The following is a 17,851-nucleotide window of genomic DNA, read 5'->3' as shown; positions in this document are numbered from 1 at the left end:
CGGAGCACCACAATAGCTCCGTAGCCCGGATGGAGCGAAGCGCAATCCGGGCTACGAAGAAAGGCTACGCCGGCGTCAGCTCGTCATACACCGGATAGTCCGTGTACCCCTTTGCCTCGCCGCTGTAGAACGTCGCACGGTTGTACGGCGTGATCGGGTAATCGTGCTGCAGCCGGCGCGGCAGATCGGGATTGGAGATGAAGATGCGGCCGAAGGCGATGATGTCGGCGTGTCCTTCGGCGATCGCCGCATTCGCAGTCTCGCCGGTGAAGCCGCCTGCGGTCATCAGCACGCCGCTGTAGAGCGGGCGGAACAGCACCATCGCAGAGGGCACGTTCTCCCAGTGGACATCAGCGCGGCCGGCGCCGCTGGAGCGCGGCTCGATGAAGTGGAGATAGGCAAGGCCAAGCTTGTCGAGCGCCTTTACGACATGGGTATAGAGCGGCATCGGATCGGGCTCGCCGGAATCATTGGCGATGCCGTGGGGCGACAGCCGGACTGCGACGCGGTTGGCGCCCCAGACATCGACCGCGGCCTGCGTCACCTCGAGCAGAAGCCGCGCGCGGTTCTCGATCGAGCCGCCATATTGATCGGTGCGCTGGTTGCTGCGCGATTGCAGGAATTGCTCGAGCAGATAACCATTGGCGCCGTGGATCTCGACGCCGTCGAAGCCGGCAGCGAGCGCGTTCCTGGCACCCTGGCGAAACGCCTCGACGATGTCCTTGACTTCCCCAGTCTCCAGCGCCCGCGGCGTCTCGTAATCGGCGATCTTGCCGTCGGCGGTCATCGCCTTCATGCCCTCGGCCCTGATCGGAATCGCCGAGGCCGACACCGGGAGCGCGCCGCCATGGAATGAGGAATGGGAGACCCGGCCGACATGCCAGAGCTGGAGAAAGATGATGCCGCCTTTGGCGTGCACGGCATCAACCACCTTACGCCAACCGGCGATCTGCGCCTCCGAATAGATGCCGGGGGTCGCCGGATTGCCGCGACCATGCGAGAGGACCGGCGAGGCTTCGGCGACGACGAGGCCGCCCGGCGTTGCGCGCTGGCCGTAATATTCGGCGTTGAGCGGTCGCGGCGCGAAAGTATCGCGCTCAGCGCGCATGCGCGTCAGCGGCGCCATCGCGACGCGGTGTGCGAGCTTGTACGGACCGACCTGCAACGGTTTGAACAGCGCCTCGAATTTCATGTGGTCCCCGGATGTCTATGAAAGGATGTGGATCATATAGCGAGGGGCGGTCACCGGAAAAGGCGCCGCCCCCAAGTAGATATTCCCTCTCGCGGAAGGAGGGAGAGAACAGATCTTACGCCGTCTTGATCCAGACGGCCTTCACGTTGAGATATTCCTCGACATGCTGCTTGCCGGACTCGCGGCCATAGCCGCTCATCTTGTAGCCGCCGAACGGCACGGCCGGGTCCATCGCCTGGTAGCAATTCACCCACACCGAACCGGCCCGCAGGCTCTTCGCCACCGCATGGGCCTTGCTGACGTCGCGCGTCCACAGGCCGGAGGCGAGGCCGAACGTGGTAGCGTTGGCGCGCTTGACCAACTCGTCCATGTCCTTGAACGCGATTGCGGAGATGACGGGCCCGAAGATCTCCTCCTGCGCGATGCGCATGTTGTCCTGCACGCCCGCGAACACCGTCGGCGAGACGAAGAAGCCCTTCGACAGCGCGCCTTCGGTGACGCGGCCGCCGCCGACGAGCGCCTTCGCGCCTTCCTTCTGGCCGATATCGAGATAGCCGGTGACGCGCTTGAGCTGCTCCTCGGAGACGAGCGGGCCAATCTGCACATTGGGATCGAGGCCGTTGCCGACCTGCAGCTTCTTGCCGAATTCGGCGACGCGGCCAGTGAACTCCTCGTAGATCGACTGCTCGACGAACAGGCGCGTCCCCGCGCTGCAGATCTGGCCGGAATTGGCGAACACCGCCATCGCGGCACCGGGCACTGCGGCATCGAGATCGGCATCCGCGAAGACGATGTCCGGCGACTTGCCGCCGAGCTCGAGCGAGACGCGCTTGAGGTTGCCGGCCGACGCACGGATGATCGACTGGCCGGTGATGTGCGAGCCCGTGAAGGCGACCTTGTCGACGTCATGGTGCGAAGCGAGCGCGGCGCCCGCGGTCTCGCCATAGCCCGGCACGACGTTGACGACACCGGGCGGAATGCCGGCCTCCAGTGCAAGCTCGGCAATGCGCAGCGAGGTCAGCGGCGCTTCTTCCGCGGGCTTGAGCACCACGGTGCAGCCGGTCGCGATCGCCGGGCCGATCTTCCAGAGCGTCGCAGTGAGCGGGCCATTCCAGGGAATGATGGCGCCGACGACACCGACGGGCTCCTTCAGTGTGTAGGAGAAGATTTCACCGGGCAGCGAGTTCTCGATGGTCTCGCCATGGATCGCGGTGGTCTGGCCGGCGTAGTAACGCAGCATGCCGACAGCGCGGAGGCGATAGGCGCGGGTGCGGCTGAGCGGCGCGCCCATGTCGAGCGTGTCGAGCTGCGACAATTCGTCGAAATTCTTCTCGACGAGGTCGGCAAGCTTCAGGAGCAGGTTCTGCCGCTCGAACGGCTTGACCTTGCTCCAGGGTCCTTCAAAGGCGCGGCGGGCGGCAGCGACCGCACGATCGATGTCTTCCTTGTCGCCTTCGGCGACGGTCGCGAGCAGTTCGCCGGTGGCAGGGTTATGGGTCTCGAAGCGCTTGCCGGAAGCGGCGTCAACCCACTTCCCGTCGATCAGCATCTGCTTGTAGGACCCGTTGGCGAACGGATGGCGCGTGATCGGAATAGCCTGCGATACAGCCATGGCTGCACTCCCTGTCAGCTGATTGATTGGTTCGATCTGGGCGGGATCGTTCGTCAGACAAACTACAGCGGGACCGGAAACGCGTAAAGGCGGCGTGGAACGAAGACCTCCCATGCCAACTTGTGCAGGGTCGCGCGAGGCACGTGCTATAACGCACCGGAGCGCAACACAGCTTCGCCGGAGAATTCGCATGTCACATCCCGCCATCGCCAAGGACAACGTTGCGGTGATCACGGGCGGCGCGTCCGGCATCGGATTTGCCGCCGCCGCGGCGTTTGCGCGCACCGGCATGAAGGTTTGCATCGCGGATGTCGATCAGGGACGCCTGGCAGAGGCTGCAACAAAACTGTCATCCGCCGCAGGTGCCTCGAATGTGATGACGTCTGCGGTCGATGTCGGCAAGGCCGATGGCGTGATGGAACTGGAACGCGCCGTGCGCGCGCGGTTTGGCGGGACCGATATCCTGATGAACAATGCCGGCATTCAGCCCGGCAGCACATTGTTCGCCGAACCCGACAATTGGCAGCGCATCATCGATGTCAACATGTGGGGCATCATCAACGGCTCGCGCATCTTCGCACCGAACATGATCGCGCGCGGCAAGCCGGGCCTCATCATCAACACCGGATCGAAGCAAGGCATCACCACCCCGCCCGGCGATCCCGCCTACAACGTGTCCAAGGCCGGCGTGAAGGCGTTCACCGAAGCGCTCCAGCACGAGCTGCGCAACACGAAGGACTGCCGCATCACCGCGCATCTACTCATTCCCGGCTTCGTCTTCACCGGCCTCACCGCCAAGGGCCGCACCGAGAAGCCGGCCGGGGCGTGGACGCCGGAGCAGACGGTCGACTTCATGCTGACGCGGCTGGAGGCCGGCGACTTCTACATCCTCTGCCCGGACAATGACGTGCCGCGCGCGCTGGACGAGAAGCGCATGCTGTGGGCGGCCGGCGACATCATCGAGAATCGCCCGCCGCTGTCGCGCTGGCATCCGGATCATGCGGATGCGTTCGCGAGGTTTGTGAGGGAAGACTGACTGCCAGACCCTGAAGGTGAGGCGCGCCTTGCGCGTCTCGACTACAGCGTCTCTTGCTTGTGCCCACAGTTCTTGCACGCGAACTTGACGCGGGTCTGGCCTTTCTCCGCCTGCACCCGGTTCGGCGCGCCGCACTTGCCGCAGACCGCTTCGATGCGGGTGGCGCCCTGCTTGACCACGATGGTCTTCTTTTCCATCGATTCGCGGATCAGGCGCTCGGCCTCCTCACGCAGGGATTGTTTCGACAAAGCTCGTCTCCGCCTCTGGAAAGCGCGAGAGCCATATCGCACCTGGGTGTGAAGCACAATGCGTGACGGATATCTTGGTCCACAAACGTCTTTACGAGATGTGCGCGGATGCAGGCGCGGCGGAGCATGTTGCCCCGCCGCTCCGATTCAGTTCAGGCCGCCTTGGAGACCTCCATCAGCAAGCGCTCGGCCTTGGCATCCTCGATGCGGTTCACGAGGCGGCTGCTCTCGTGATTGTCACGCACGGTCTTGGTCAGCGTGATGCAGGTCTGGATCAGCATGACGATACCCATGGTGAGATAGCCCTTCATCCAGAGATCGATCGGCAGGAAGAAGACGCCGATGGCGACGAGGAAGGCGGAGGCTGCGAAGGATGCGTAAGTGAAGCTCACCCAGGCGCTGCTGTGGGGCTGGCCGTTCTGGTTCATGATGGTCTCCTAATGGTTCAATTGACGATTGGGTTCGAAACGGGTGTTGAGATCAGGCTGCCGGCATGCGCTTGGACCTCAAGCGCGCCAGCACGTCGTCTGCGGTCGTCTTGAGCCGAGGCCCGAAGCCCTGTTCGGCGAGTCGTTCGGCAGTCGCGAGCGGACCGCTGGCCGCGTCGAGCTCGACCAGAGCCTCGTCGGCGGCCTGAGCCTCCATCTGCCGCTCGCGCAGGCGCCTCAGCGTGCCTTCCGCCTCCGGCAATGTGGATTCATAGGGGCGTGCCGCCTCGATGCCGCTGCGGCGAAGCGAGCGAACCGCTTCCGAGGCGCGGGCGATACGGCGGCCGCGGTCGAGTTCGGTGATGCGGGCCTGCGCGTTGGCGACATGGCGCTTCAGCCGGGCGATCTCGGTCGCGAACAGCGCGCGCGCCGTCATCGCCGCATCACGATCGGCCTCGAGCGCCGCGATCGCTTCGGCGGCGTCCTTGGCGAGGTCCTCGCGGCCGCCGTCCAGCGCGGCAACGGCACGGATCTCGAGATCGGCGATGCGCGCATTGGTCGTTTCGAGCTTGCGGCCCTCCTGCTGGTCCTGCGCGATCGCCAGCGCCAGCGTGCGCTTGCTGCGCTCGACGGCCGCGGCCGCATCGCGCATCTGCTGGTCGAGGATGAGAAGGGCGGTCCGGTCTTCCAATTCCTCCCCCGCTGCGGCCACGCTGCCACGGAAGAGGGTCACGACGGTCTTGAACATCTGTAGCTCCCTGTTTATGAGCGTTGCTCACAGATGATTTGTAGCAAGAAACTTGAACATAGTTCAAGAAATATTTGAGCATCGCTCAAGAATTGGGTTAATGATAAGTAAGACACTGGAACGACGAGAGAAATTACGGTTCGACCTCATCCAGGCGGCCGAGCGGATGATTGCGGAGCGGGGGTTGGCGGGCCTGAAGACCCGCGATCTCGCCCGTGAGATTGGCTGCGCCAACGGGGCTGTCTACAATCTCGTTGCTGATGTCAACGAACTCATCCTGCGCGTCGGCTCGCGCACGCTGCATCGCCTCGACGAAGCACTGAGCGCAGCGGAAAGCGCGGGTGATCCTTCACGCCCGGAGACACTGGTCCGCACCGCCATTGCCTATTGCGATTTCGCCGCCGCAAATCTCGAGCTCTGGCGCGCGCTGTTCGAGCACCGCATGGCGGCTAACAAGGTCCTCCCCGACTGGTCCGTCAACGACCAGCTGCAGCTGTTCCGCCACATCTATCATCCGCTGGCGCAGCTGTTTCCCGAGCGCGGCCGGGAGGAGCTCGGCATCACCGCGCGTAGCCTGTTCTCAGCCGTGCACGGCATGGTCGCACTGGGGCTGGAGCAGAAGTTGGTCGCCGTTCCCCTGCCGGCGCTGCGCAAGGAGATCGCGGGCCTCGTGCGCGCGATGATCGATGGGCTGGTCGCGCGCGGGGCCTAAGGGCCGCCGCGGCGAAACCGTTGGCAGAGGCTGACTAAAATTTTTGCCTGTAGTATCGCGACAGTCGCGCTTAGCCTCGCGGCGAAACATCCCTCGCACTCCCGGAGTCTGTCATGCCCCTCCTCGTCCGCGGCGGCACCGTCGTCAATCACGATCACTCGCGCCGCGCGGACGTGCTGATCGAGGGCGAGACCATCGTCGCGATCGGGGCCTCGCTCGATGCACCGACCGGCACCGACGTGATCGACGCCGGCGGCGCCTACGTCATCCCTGGCGGCATCGACCCGCATACCCATCTCGAAATGCCGTTCATGGGCACCGTGACGGCAGACGATTTCGAATCGGGAACCAAGGCGGCGCTCGCCGGCGGCACAACCATGGTGGTGGATTTCTGCCTGCCGGATTCTGGCCAGTCGATGCTCGCGGCCTATCAGGACTGGCGGCACAAATCGGAGAAGGCGGCCGCCGACTACGGCTTCCACATGGCGGTGACGTCGTGGTCGAAGCAGATCCACGACGAGATGGAGACCGTGGTCAAAACCTACGGCATCAACACCTTCAAGCACTTCATGGCCTACAAGGGCGCGCTGATGGTGAACGACGACGAGCTCTACAACTCGTTCGCGCGCTGCGCCCATCTCGGTGCCATGCCGGTGGTCCATGCGGAAAACGGCGACGTCGTCGCCTTGATGCAGGAGGCGCTGATCGCGCGCGGCGTCACCGGCCCGGAAGGCCACGCCTACTCGCGGCCGCCGGAGGTCGAGGGCGAAGCCACCAACCGCGTCATCATGATCGCGGACATGACGGGTACGCCGGTCTACATCGTGCACACCAGCTGCCGCGAAGCCCATGAGGCGATCGCGCGGGCCCGCGCGGCCGGAAAGCGCGTCTATGGCGAGCCGCTGATCCAGCATCTGTTGCTCGATGCCGGCGAGTACCAGCACAAAGACTGGGACCATTCCGCGCAGCGCGTGATGTCGCCGCCGTTCCGCGACAAGTCGCACCAGGACAGCCTGTGGGCCGGCCTGCAAGCCGGCTCGCTCCAGGTGGTCGCGACCGACCATTGCGCCTTCACCACCGCGCAGAAGCGGTTCGGCATCGGCGATTTCAGGAAGATCCCGAACGGCACCGGCGGCCTCGAGGACCGGCTAGCGCTACTATGGACCGCGGGCGTCGCCACGGGGCGCCTGACCAAGGAGGAGTTCGTCGCGGTGACCTCGGCGAACATCGCCCGCATCCTCAACATCTTTCCCCGCAAGGGCGCGATCGCGGTCGGTTCGGATGCCGATATCGTGGTGTGGGACCCCAAGGCAACCAGGACCATCAGCGCCAAGCGGCAGATGAGCCGGATCGATTACAACGTGTTCGAAGGATTTTCCTGCACGGGTGGGCCAGTCGTGACGCTGTCCCGTGGACGCATCGCCTGGAAAGACGGCGATCTGCGCGCCGAGGCCGGCGACGGCCGCTACATCGAGCGCCCCGCCTTCTCGCCCGTGCATCTGGCCAACTCGACCTGGAAAGAGCTGTCCGCCCCGCGCGCCGTCGAACGCGGCGCGGTGACACCGTAGGGCCATCGCGTCCTTGGCAGACGTCCAACTGCTACTTTGAATCTTGGAGAGACTTAGGAACGAACCTCTGAAGGCCTCGTTGTCGCGCATATTCCCTCCAGCACGCGAGTCCCTCCATGTATCACCACGTCAAGAAGTTGATGTTCACCGTGCGCGTCGACGAGCCCGATCCGCGTTTCGGCAATATGCTCCTCGAGCAGTTCGGCGGCGCCAACGGGGAACTCGCGGCCGCGATGCAATATTCGATTCAGGGGCTGAACTGCGAGGATCCCGACCGCAAGGATCTCTTGATGGATATCGGCACCGAAGAGCTCAGCCATCTCGAGGTGGTCGGTTGCCTGGCGCGGATGCATCTTGCGCCTTCGAAGAACGACCGTCAGGCGGCGGAAGCCGATCCGCTGATTGCGATTGCCGGCGGTGGCGGCGTCAATCTGTTCAACTCGCAAGGCAATCCCTGGACTGCCGACTATCTCAAGATCACCGGCGAGCTCGACGTCGACCTCCGCAGCAACATCGCGGCCGAGGCGCGTGCGAAGATCGTCTATGAGCGCCTGATCAATTTTTGCGACGACGCCGGCTCCAAGGACGCGCTGCAATTTCTGATGACGCGCGAGATCACGCATATGAAGGCGTTTGCGCGCGCGCTCGAAAGCTTGTCCAAGCCCGCCTTCAGCATCGGGCGGATCGCCCCGACGCCGGGCCTCGTGAACCAATATTTCAACGACTCCACCGGCAGCGGCGACCACGGTGAAATCGATACCCGCGGCCCCTGGAACGAAGGCGAAGACTGGGTCTTCACGGAATCGCCTGCGCTTCAATCTTCTGAGCCCGGCGCTGCCCCGTCGATCGTCACGGAGAGCTCGCCGCCCGTCGACGAGGCCGGCCTGACCGATCTTCTGCTTCACGAACTGCGTGACATCCTCCACGCCGAGAAGCAGTTGACCAAGGCGCTTCCCAAGATGGCCCAGGCCGCGCGCTTCGATCAATTGCGGGAGCTGTTCGAGCAGCATCTGGCCGAGACCGAGAACCAGGTCGAGCGCATCAACGAATGCTTCGAGCTGCTTGGCGAGAGCGCCCGAGCCAAGCCTTGCAAAGGTATGATGGGCCTGATCGAGGAAGGCCAGGAGGTCATGAAGGAAGGCGAGGAGAAGGAGGACGCGGCGGCCGACCTCGCGCTGATCTCAGCGGCCCAACGCGTCGAGCATTACGAGATGTCGGGCTACACCACGGCACGCAACCTGGCGCAACAGCTCCGGCACAGCGCGATCGTCGCCCTGCTCTCCAAATCCCTGGCGGAGGAAGAGAATGCCGATCTCCTGCTCAATCAGGTGGCGCGCTCGCTGATGTCGGTCGCGAAGATGCCTGCTGCCCTGGAGCAGGCCGAATAGAGCACTCAGCGTTCAACCGCCCTCGCCATCGCGCGCGGGGCGGTGCGGGTTGTCTCGCGCGTGCTCTTGGTGAGTGAAACGGCCCGCGCCTGCTCGACTGCGAAGCCGCGTTCGAGCCGCGTCTGGCTCGCGCGCAGCATCGCCGCGTCGAGCTTGCCCCGTCGCGATCCGTCCAGAGCACAGGCGAAGACGCGATAGAACTGCACGCCGTCATAGGCGACCAGCAGCAGATCAACCCCGCCATTGATCGCCTCCACCACGGCTTTGCAGACGTCGTTCTGGTAGATCGCGCCCATGACGAGATCGTCGGTCATCACCACGCCCTGATAGTTCCATTTGTCGCGGATGATCCCTTGGACGACGCGCTTCGAATGCGAGGCTGCGCGATCGGGGTCGACGGCGGTGAGCGTGACATGACCAACCATGAGGGCGCTGCGCGAATGCGACAGCACCTCGCGGAACGGCAGCCAATCCGTCGCCTCCAGTTCCGCCACCGGCGTATCGAGATTGGCGCTGAAATGATGGGTATCGTCGCGCACGCGGCCGATGCCCGGAAAATGCTTCAGCGTGGCACCGACGCCCGTGTCCTCCAGCCCGCGCACATAGGCACTCGCAATCGTGCTGACGACTGCGGGATCGGCCGCGATCGCGCGCTGTCCGATCAGGGTGTGGAAATCGAGCCGATTGCGCCGCGGCGGTGGCTTGAGGTCGAGCACCGGCGCGAGGTTGAGATTGACGCCGAGCCCTGCGAGCTCACGCCCGTGAATGCGACCGAAGTCTTCGGCCTTGGCCTGCTGATCGTCGGGCGCGAGCCCGGCGAGCGTCGCCAGCGCCGGCACCTTGGTCAGCGGCGGCGCGAGATGGCCGACGATACCGCCCTCCTGGTCGGCAGCGACGACCAGCGGCGACAAACCGGCCGCGCGTCGCTTGTCCTGAAGCGCCGCGATCTCCGCACGCAGCGCCTCGACCGTCCGTCCCCTTATGTTGTGCCGGGTAACGTAAACGCCGCCGATCAATCCCTGCTCGGCGAGGCGCGCGATTTCCGAAAACGAGGAATAGCCGACCATGAAGTGAGGTCCGAGCTGCCGGGCCTCGGCGGCGCTGGCAGTGAGGACCTCGTGCTTACGCAGCTCGAACCTGACATGCGCCGCCGCCATCAGCAGCGGCGGCAAGCAGCAGAGAATGACGAGCAGCTTGCCGGCTGTGCTGCGCCAGCGCCCTGTTCGCAGCAAGGTGATGACGACGACAATGCTTGCGACGACAAGGGCGGCGTTTCCGGCGCCACGCAGCACGAGCAGATAGGGATCGTTCTTGTTTGCTGCCGCGAATGCAGCAAGCGGTGCGACGATCCAGAGCAAGATGAGAGCGATACGATTGAGAAATTGCATGATGCGTCACACGCGGTTAGAGCGAATGCTTCGCACCTATCAAAGCGGTCCGCGCTACGCGAGCGCCAAAAGCGCGCCTGCACGAAAACTGCAAAAGACTCCTGAATCCGTGCAGGCGTTGATCCCGCCTTCTGCACAAGCACCGTTCAGAATTCGTCATGCCATCCTTCACGGAGAATCTTCTGGACATGACCAGCCTGGCTTCGACCTCGACGACGGACATCCAACCGATCAGGCCTTCGGCGCTGTCGGCCAAGCTCGCCATGGCGCTGCTGCTCGCCGCGCTCGCCGACTGGCTCTTCTACGGCCAGCGGATCGGGCTGTCGCTGGCGATCTTTGCAACGGCCATCGCCTGCGCCTCGCTGCTCGCCAATCTTGCCACGCTCAATCTTCGACGCGCGGCGATCGGAGGTGCGATCGTCGCATTCGGCCTGGTGCCGGCCGTGGAACAGCTCAACACACTCTCGTTCCTGATCCTCATCGCGGCGCTGCTCATCGCCCTGCTGCTCGCGACCAATCCGGAGACAGCCGGGCTTCCAGACCGCGCCCGCGCACTCCGTGACCTCGTTCTGCTCGGCTTCTTGCGGTTCTTCCCCGAAGCGCTCCAGGCCTTGAATTGGTCGGCTTTCACCCGTGGCATCGCGCTCTGGCTGCTGCCGATGGTCCTGAGCGCGGTGTTCATCGCGCTATTCGCGGCGGCCAATCCGGTGATCGAGCAATGGGTCTCCCTGCTCAATCCGAAGCTCATCTTGGAGTATGTAAGTGTCCGGCGCGTGCTGTTCTGGAGCTTGATGCTGGCGCTGGTCTGGCCTTTTATCCATGTGCGGTGGCGGAGCAAGAAGGCTGCCATTGCCAGCGCAACCGATGCCGCTGGATCGGAGCCTCGGGCGCCGCTCGTCCCGGTCGAGCTCCTGGGCCCCTCCATCGTCCTGCGCTCGCTGATCCTGTTCAACCTGCTGTTCGCGGCGCAATCGATTCTCGACGGCATCTATCTCTGGGGCCATGCGGCGCTGCCCGACAATTTGACCTATGCCGCTTATGCCCATCGCGGCGCCTATCCGCTGATCGCGACCGCGCTGCTCGCCGCCGCTTTCGTGCTGGTGGCGATGCGCCCGGGCGGGCCGGCCGAGAAGTCGAAGGTGATCCGGCCGCTGGTCTATCTCTGGGTGGGACAGAACGTGCTTCTGGTCGCCTCGTCCATCCGCCGGCTCGATCTCTATGTCGACATCTACATGCTGACCTATTGGCGGATCGCGGCCTTCATCTGGATGGGGCTGGTGGCGCTCGGCCTGATCCTGATCGTCGCGCGCATCGCGCTCGACAGGTCCAACCAATGGCTGGTCGGTGCGAATTTGATCGCATTGACGATCGTGCTCTATGGCTGCTCGCTTGTGAACTTCGACGCCTTCATCGCCGACTACAATGTCGCCCACAGCCGGGAAGTGTCGGGGAAAGGCGCGCAGATCGACATCGACTATCTCATGACGCTCGGACCGCAGGCGGTACCCGCCATCGACAAGGCGTTCGCGCTGCGGCCCGCCGCCAGGGAGGGCTGCCTTGTGTCACGCCGCGACCGCCTTGTAGAACAGCAGCGTCAGGACCTGGCCTGGCGAAGCTGGAGCTTTCGTGACTGGCGGCTTCAGCGCAGGCTGGACGCCCAGGCGAAAGCTCAGGCCGGCAGCCAGCCGGCGGGCTGACGAGGACACGGAGAGTTTCTTGGCGCATCGCATTCTCATCGTCGACGACGAGGGCCATATCCGCGAGGTCATCCGCGTCGCCCTCAGGAAGGCCGGCATGGACGTGATCGAGGCGCGCGACGGCAAGGAGGCGCTCGCCCGCTTTGCCGCCGACAAGCCCGATCTGATCGTGCTCGACATCGGCATGCCCGAGTTCGACGGCCTCGACGTCTGCCGCGAGATCCGCAAGACGTCCGACATGCCGATCCTGTTCCTGTCGGCACGCGACGAGGAGATCGACCGCGTCCTCGGCCTCGAGATCGGAGGCGACGACTACGTGACCAAGCCGTTCAGCCCGCGCGAGCTGGTGGCGCGGGTCAACGTCATCCTGCGCCGCCTCAACCCGCGCAATGGCGAGGCCAAAGTGGGCCCGGGCGCGCTCATGCAAGGTGGCCTCCTGATCGATCCCGAGCAGCATGTCGCGACCTTTGCCGGCACGCCGCTCAAGCTGACCGCGATCGAGTTCGGCATCCTGCGCGCCTTCCTGACCCGGCCAACCTCGGTGTTCAATCGCGAGCAGTTGATGCGGGCAGCCTACCAGCTCAACATCCAGGTCTCCGACCGCACCATAGACAGCCATATCCGCAACATCCGCGCCAAGCTCGCGGCGCAAAATTGCGAGAACGTGATCGAGACCATCCACGGTGTCGGCTTCAAGCTCGGCCGCTGCGAGAAAGAGGCATGAGCACGGCTCCCGACAAATGGCGGCCGTCGCTTGGGCTCGTGATCTTCACGGTGTTGACCACTGTCGGCGTGCTGCCGCTGGTGGGCCTGTTCTTCTTCCGCCTCTACGACAACCAGCTGATCCGTCAGACCCAGGCCGAGCTGATCGCGCAGAGTCGCGTGCTCGCGACGATCTATGCGCAGGAGGTCACGGCGAGACTCGGTGGCGGCCTGACGCTCGGCGCCGAGGTGCCACCAGGCGTGCTGCCCGATCCCGGCGACCAGGTCACGCCGATCCGCCCCGCGCTCGATCTCACCGCCAACGACCTGCTGCGGCGGCGGCCGGATGCACAGGCAGCGGTCCGGCCGGCCGAGCCGGCCTATGTCGAGATCGGCGCCAAGCTGACGCCGATCATCCGCGAGACCCAGAAGGTGACGCTCGCGGGCTTCCGCATCCTCGATCCGCAAGGCGTGGTGATCGCGGGGCGGCAGGAGGTCGGACAGTCGCTCGCCCATATCGAGGAGGTCGCGGACGCCCTCCACGGGCAATACCGCGCCACCTTGCGCAACCGCGTACCGGACAAGCCGCCGCCGCCGATCTATTCCTTCAGCCGCGGCCTCGGCGTGCATGTGTTCTCGGCGATGCCCGTCATCGTCAACAACCGCCTCGCCGGAGTGATCTACACCACGCGCACGCCGAGCAACATCTTCGACCATCTCTACCAGGAGCGCGGCAAGTTCGTGCTGGCGGGGCTAGCCGTAATTCTTGGTACCATCGCAATCGGCCTCGTCTTTTCCCGCACCATCACGCTGCCGATGCGCGAGCTGATCGACCGCGCCGCTCAAATCGGCCGCGGCGACCGCGAGGCGTTCCGGCCGCTGCGGCACTACGGCACGCGCGAGTTCGCCCAGCTTTCGCACAGCTTCCTTGGGATGGCCGAACAGCTCGCGCGGCGCTCGGACTATATCGCGACGTTCTCGGCCCACCTCACTCACGAGCTGAAGTCGCCGCTGACCTCGATCAAGGGCGCGGCCGAGCTGCTGCAGGATTCGGTCCAGGGCAAATCGGGCAGCCTGACGCCAGCCGAGCAGACAACCTTCATCACCAACATCCTGTCAGACACCCAGCGGCTGGAGGCGATGGCGCAGCGGCTGCGCGAGCTCGCGCGCGCCGAGAGCCTGCCGCAGAACGAGCGCACGGAGCTTGCTCACGTCATCGCCGATCTCAGGAGCCGGTTCCCGGAAAACACCATCGAGGCGAATGGCAGCCTCGACCGAGCGATCGGCATGTCTCCGGAGAAGGCCCTGATCGTATTGTCGCATCTCGCAGACAACGCAATGCGCCACAAGGCGAAGTCAATCCGGCTGCACGCCGTGGACCAAGGCACGACCTTGCAGCTGACGGTGAGCAATGACGGCGAGCCGATCTCGGCGCCCAACCGCGACAGGATCTTCGACGCCTTCTTCACCACCCGCCGCGACCAGGGCGGTACCGGAATGGGGCTGGCGATCGCACGCGCGGTGATGGCGAGCCATGGCGGCTCGATCAGGCTCGAGCCCACAGACCAGGGCACGGCCTTCGAACTCCAATTCCCAGTCGCCTAGATCGCGAACACCCAGGCGGCGACGATGGTGGCGATGGTAACGAGACCAGCGATGGTCCAGCCGGCGGCATATTCCAGCTCAGGATGACCGGTCGCCCGCATGATCTCTGCCGGATCGGCGGTATGCTTCTCTGCCATGACAGCCTCGCACATTACTCTCCGCGTCATATGTAAGTCGCATCAGCCGCCAATAGGTTCCATCACGGACGTGCGAGGAATGACGCAGCAGCTTGGCTTGTTCGCAGATCCGTTGGCCGGGCCCGCCGGGCTTCGCCATACGGACAATTTTATCGATGCCGCTCTCGAGCAGGCCTTGATCAGCCGCATCGCGGCATTGCCGCTTCAACGGTTTCAGTTCGGCGCCTTCGAGGGCAATCGCCGGGTGGCGTCGTTCGGCTATCGCTACGACTATTCGCTGCAGCGCCTGGGCGAAGCAGAGCCGATCCCCGACTGGGTGCTGCCGATCGCACGGCAGGTGGAGGCTTGGGCGGGGCTGCCGGAGGCCAGCGTCCGCCAGGTGCTCTGCACCGAATATGAGGCCGGCGTCGGCATCGGCTGGCACCGCGACAAGCCGCATTTCGACAAGGTGCTTGGCCTCTCGCTGGGCGCGCCCTGCAAGTTCCGCTTCCGCCGCCGCAGCGGCGAGCGATGGGAGCGCCACACGCTGGAAGCCCTGCCGCGCTCGCTCTACATGATGGACGGCGAGGCGCGGTCGCAATGGGAGCACAGCATTCCGCCGGTGGAAGCTCGCCGCTATTCCATCACCTTCCGGACGATGAAGCGGGTATGATGGACGTCTCCAAAACCAAACTGCGAAAACAACCCCATGCACAGTAGAAAGCTGTTTCCGGCCCGAGCCTCGGCAATGCCGGGCAACGGCTTGACGGATCGAGACAAAACGGCGGCGCTGCGCAATTCTCCGGAGCTCTGCGAATTTGCGTTCCAAATGCGGCGACAGGCCAGGCCGGATGTCCGTTCCGTGCCGTCCACTGGTGCCGCGAATTCGCCTCAAGGCCGGCTGACTAATGTGGCGAATTGAAAAGACAGGCCATATCGGCGGGCCAATATGGGCCGCAAGGCCGGCATCACCATGAAGAATTATCTGACGTTTTTCCTGCTTCTGACCATGACCACGGCGTCCGCGCACGGACCTTTGCCGGCCCGGCTCTTACGTCCGTCCAACCTCGTGCAAATCGGCCTCACCGACAGCGACACCACGGCCGGCGGCACCGCGCGCCTGTGCGAGCAGGTCAGCTTCTCGCGCGGGCTGCGCTATGGCGAGAGCGAGGCGAATGTGCTCGACATCGCGACCAGCGAAATCAAGGCGGATACGCCGCGGCCGGTGTTGCTGTTCGTGACCGGCGACACTTTTACCGGCGACCGCGCGGCGCCGGAGCTGGCGCGACAGATCGAGGACCAGGCGATGTGCTTCGCCGCCCGCAACCAGATGATCGGCGTGCGCGTCAATTATCGCCTGGCGCCTGCGGCGACCTGGCCGATGGGAGCTACTGACGTCGCGGCGGCGCTGTCCTGGATCCACGGCAATATCGACCTGTTCAACGGCGACGCCCGCGAGATCGTCGCGGTCGGCTATGGCGCCGGCGCCTTCCATGTCGCCACCCTGCTGGCGCATCCCGAGTTTCAGGCCGACCGCGCCGACGTCGCGGCCGTGGTGCTGGTGTCCGGCATCTACCGCGCAGGCAAGGACGCCAGCGACAGCGAGAAGGCCTATCTCGGCACCGATGCCAGCCAGTACAACACGCGCTCGGTCTTCCCCGGCATCCTCAATGTCGACGTGCCGATCGTGCTGGCCTGGGCCGCGGACGATTCCCCGGGCATCGTGGCGCAAGGAGAGACCCTGAAGAAGACGCTCTGCGGAGCCGGCCATTGTCCGCGCAGCGCGCTGCTGCGCAGCCGCGACGGCATCGCCAACGCCTTCGGCCTCGACGGCTCCGGCGACAGCCTCGCCGAGCCGACGCTGCTGCTGGTGCGTCAGCTCGAGGCGCGGGGACTGCCGTAGCGGCGCGTCAGCACGCCTGCCATTTCATGCCGCCTGCGCTGCATTGAAGCCGGCCGCAGAAGCCACACGATTGCCAAACGCCTGATCTAGATCAACTTGCCTTGCTGCGAATTGAGCCGACCTCGTTGGGGGCCAACGACAAGGTGTCGAGCATGCGCGTCACCGGCAGAGTGCTATTCGTTTTGATCGCTGCACTGACCTCGCTCGGGGCGATGTCACTGCAACGCGCGGACCAACCCGCAACCGACAAGGAAATCCGCATCGGCAATGTCATGCCGTATTCGGGGCCGCTCTCGGAGTTCGGGGCCATCGGCCAAGCCGAGGCCGCCTATTTCGACATGATCAATGCGCGCGGCGGCATCAACGGCCGCAAGATCCGCTTCATCACGCGCGACGACAATTCCGATCCGGCGACGGCGCTGGAGTTGACGCGCAACCTGGTCGAGGCCGATAAGGTGGATCTGATGTTCGGCTCGTTCGGCACGCCCGGCAATCTCGCGACGCGCTGGTATCTGAACGAGAAGAAGATCCCGCAGCTGTTCGTTGCCTCCGGCGACGAGGAGCTGAGCCAGCCAGGCGCGTTTCCCTGGACCATGGGCTGGCAGCCCTCATTGCGGTCGGAAGGACGCATCTATGCCAACTACATCCAGGCCTATTATCCCCGGAAGAAGATCGTCGTGCTCTGGCAGAACGACCAGTTCGGCCGCATGCTCTACAAGGGCATCCAGGAAGGACTTGGCGACCTCAACCGTCACGTCCTCGTCGACATCGCCTTCGACATTGCCGATCAGCATCTCGACGGGCACATCTCGATCCTGAAGCGCTCGGGCGCCGACATCTTCGTCTTTCTCGGCGTGCCCTCGACGGCCTCCAAGGTGATCAAGCTGGCGGCGTCCATGAATTGGCATCCGGTCTTCATCGTCAACGACGCCTCCGCCTCGATTGCCAATGCGATGGCGCCCGCGGGCCTGGAGAACTCGGCCGGCGTGATCTCGGCGGCGTTCCTGAAGGACCCGAGCGATCCCGCATGGAAGGACGATTCCGCCATGAAGGACGGTTCGCCTTCATGGACAAGTATCATCAGGTCGAGAGCACCAACAACAGCGCGGCCGTCTATGGCTACGCCGCAGCCGAGGCGCTGACCCAGGTGCTGAAGCAATGCGGCGACGATATCTCGCGCGAAAATATCATGCGGCAGGCGGCCTCGCTGAGGAATCATCACCCCACCCTTGCGCTGCCCGACATCAGGATGAACACCTCGCCCCACAACTATCTGCCGATCAGGCAGATGCGGCTGGTGCAATTCGACGGCCGGTCCTGGCAGCCTTTCGGAGAGGTGATCGAGACCGCGTTCACGGAAGGCGTGGCAAGGTGACATTCAAAAACAAAGGCGACCGTCATGCCCGGGCTTGTCCCGGGCATCCACGTTCTTCGTTCTACGTGGCAAGACGTGGATGGCCGGGACAAGCCCGGCCATGACGATGCGGACGCTTCGGTGCTCCACGCGC

The 17,851-nt window shown here is 64.6% G+C and carries 16 protein-coding genes and 1 pseudogene; 10 read left to right on the top strand and 7 right to left on the bottom strand.

Annotation, left to right across the window (positions count from 1 at the left end; genetic code table 11):
• Nucleotides 1–64 precede the first annotated feature (64 nt).
• Together BCCGELA001_RS05920 and BCCGELA001_RS05915 are read right to left on the bottom strand one after the other, a co-directional pair.
• The gene (locus BCCGELA001_RS05920) at nt 65–1,192 is read right to left on the bottom strand and encodes an alkene reductase (RefSeq protein ID WP_008543994.1); all 1,128 of its coding nucleotides are present in this window, start codon (nt 1,190–1,192) and stop codon (nt 65–67) included.
• Nucleotides 1,193–1,307: 115 nt separating this feature from the next.
• Nucleotides 1,308–2,804, bottom strand: a complete 1,497-nt coding sequence (locus BCCGELA001_RS05915; RefSeq protein ID WP_008543993.1) for an aldehyde dehydrogenase family protein — start codon at nt 2,802–2,804, stop codon at nt 1,308–1,310.
• 190 nt (nt 2,805–2,994) lie between these two features.
• On the opposite strand from BCCGELA001_RS05915, the gene BCCGELA001_RS05910 reads away from it, so the two are divergent.
• Entirely contained in the window at nt 2,995–3,840 is an 846-nt protein-coding gene (locus BCCGELA001_RS05910) for an SDR family NAD(P)-dependent oxidoreductase (RefSeq protein ID WP_008543991.1), read from the top strand.
• Between the two features lie 41 nt (nt 3,841–3,881).
• Here BCCGELA001_RS05910 and BCCGELA001_RS05905 read toward each other — a convergent pair whose 3' ends face one another.
• The 3 genes from BCCGELA001_RS05905 to BCCGELA001_RS05895 all read right to left on the bottom strand — a co-directional run bounded on the left by BCCGELA001_RS05905 (nt 3,882) and on the right by BCCGELA001_RS05895 (nt 5,264).
• Entirely contained in the window at nt 3,882–4,088 is a 207-nt protein-coding gene (locus BCCGELA001_RS05905; protein ID WP_008543990.1) for a hypothetical protein, read from the bottom strand.
• A 152-nt stretch (nt 4,089–4,240) separates the two neighbouring features.
• Nucleotides 4,241–4,516, bottom strand: a complete 276-nt coding sequence (locus tag BCCGELA001_RS05900) for a YiaA/YiaB family inner membrane protein (RefSeq protein WP_008543988.1) — start codon at nt 4,514–4,516, stop codon at nt 4,241–4,243.
• 52 nt (nt 4,517–4,568) lie between these two features.
• Nucleotides 4,569–5,264, bottom strand: a complete 696-nt coding sequence (locus tag BCCGELA001_RS05895; RefSeq protein WP_060734817.1) for a PspA/IM30 family protein — start codon at nt 5,262–5,264, stop codon at nt 4,569–4,571.
• A 103-nt stretch (nt 5,265–5,367) separates the two neighbouring features.
• Between BCCGELA001_RS05895 and BCCGELA001_RS05890 the strand changes: the two genes are divergently transcribed.
• The 3 genes from BCCGELA001_RS05890 (at nt 5,368) to BCCGELA001_RS05880 (ending at nt 8,932) form a co-directional block, all read left to right on the top strand.
• The gene (locus BCCGELA001_RS05890) at nt 5,368–5,976 is read left to right on the top strand and encodes a TetR/AcrR family transcriptional regulator (RefSeq protein ID WP_083543496.1); all 609 of its coding nucleotides are present in this window, start codon (nt 5,368–5,370) and stop codon (nt 5,974–5,976) included.
• 113 nt (nt 5,977–6,089) lie between these two features.
• Complete coding sequence (hydA, locus tag BCCGELA001_RS05885; RefSeq protein ID WP_060734815.1) at nt 6,090–7,544, top strand: dihydropyrimidinase; 1,455 nt, start codon at nt 6,090–6,092, stop codon at nt 7,542–7,544.
• 116 nt (nt 7,545–7,660) lie between these two features.
• A complete protein-coding gene (locus BCCGELA001_RS05880) occupies nt 7,661–8,932 on the top strand; it encodes a DUF892 family protein (RefSeq protein ID WP_008543974.1) in 1,272 nt (423 codons plus the stop codon).
• A gap of 5 nt (nt 8,933–8,937) precedes the next feature.
• Here BCCGELA001_RS05880 and BCCGELA001_RS05875 read toward each other — a convergent pair whose 3' ends face one another.
• On the bottom strand, nt 8,938–10,320 hold the full coding sequence (locus tag BCCGELA001_RS05875; RefSeq protein ID WP_008543972.1) for a glycoside hydrolase family 3 N-terminal domain-containing protein: 1,383 nt from the start codon (nt 10,318–10,320) through the stop codon (nt 8,938–8,940).
• Nucleotides 10,321–10,508: 188 nt separating this feature from the next.
• Here BCCGELA001_RS05875 and BCCGELA001_RS05870 point away from each other — a divergent pair, with 188 nt between their 5' ends.
• From BCCGELA001_RS05870 to BCCGELA001_RS05860, 3 genes are read left to right on the top strand one after another with little or no spacing between them, the layout of a single operon-like run.
• Nucleotides 10,509–12,017, top strand: a complete 1,509-nt coding sequence (locus BCCGELA001_RS05870; protein WP_060737507.1) for a DUF4153 domain-containing protein — start codon at nt 10,509–10,511, stop codon at nt 12,015–12,017.
• 19 nt (nt 12,018–12,036) lie between these two features.
• Nucleotides 12,037–12,741 carry a response regulator transcription factor gene (locus BCCGELA001_RS05865; RefSeq protein WP_060734814.1) on the top strand — a complete coding sequence of 235 codons (705 nt, stop codon included), beginning with the start codon at nt 12,037–12,039 and terminating at the stop codon, nt 12,739–12,741.
• The gene (locus BCCGELA001_RS05860; RefSeq protein ID WP_060734813.1) at nt 12,738–14,324 is read left to right on the top strand and encodes an ATP-binding protein; all 1,587 of its coding nucleotides are present in this window, start codon (nt 12,738–12,740) and stop codon (nt 14,322–14,324) included. The genes BCCGELA001_RS05865 and BCCGELA001_RS05860 overlap by 4 nt, the downstream gene beginning before the upstream one ends.
• Here BCCGELA001_RS05860 and BCCGELA001_RS38240 read toward each other — a convergent pair.
• Nucleotides 14,321–14,461: a hypothetical protein gene (locus BCCGELA001_RS38240; RefSeq protein WP_008543962.1), complete on the bottom strand. Its 141-nt coding sequence runs from the start codon at nt 14,459–14,461 to the stop codon at nt 14,321–14,323. The genes BCCGELA001_RS05860 and BCCGELA001_RS38240 overlap by 4 nt on opposite strands.
• A 79-nt stretch (nt 14,462–14,540) precedes the next feature.
• Between BCCGELA001_RS38240 and BCCGELA001_RS05855 the strand changes: the two genes are divergently transcribed.
• The 3 genes and pseudogenes from BCCGELA001_RS05855 to BCCGELA001_RS05845 all read left to right on the top strand — a co-directional run bounded on the left by BCCGELA001_RS05855 (nt 14,541) and on the right by BCCGELA001_RS05845 (nt 17,718).
• A complete protein-coding gene (locus tag BCCGELA001_RS05855) occupies nt 14,541–15,113 on the top strand; it encodes an alpha-ketoglutarate-dependent dioxygenase AlkB (protein ID WP_008543961.1) in 573 nt (190 codons plus the stop codon).
• Between the two features lie 300 nt (nt 15,114–15,413).
• Nucleotides 15,414–16,343, top strand: a complete 930-nt coding sequence (locus BCCGELA001_RS05850; protein WP_060737506.1) for an alpha/beta hydrolase — start codon at nt 15,414–15,416, stop codon at nt 16,341–16,343.
• Between the two features lie 152 nt (nt 16,344–16,495).
• Nucleotides 16,496–17,718: pseudogene (locus BCCGELA001_RS05845) on the top strand (ABC transporter substrate-binding protein).
• Nucleotides 17,719–17,851 lie beyond the last annotated feature (133 nt).

This window comes from Bradyrhizobium sp. CCGE-LA001, from assembly GCF_000296215.2.
Lineage (GTDB): Bacteria > Pseudomonadota > Alphaproteobacteria > Rhizobiales > Xanthobacteraceae > Bradyrhizobium.
Note: the sequence above shows the minus strand (reverse complement) of the source record. Positions and strands in the feature narration are given on the sequence as shown.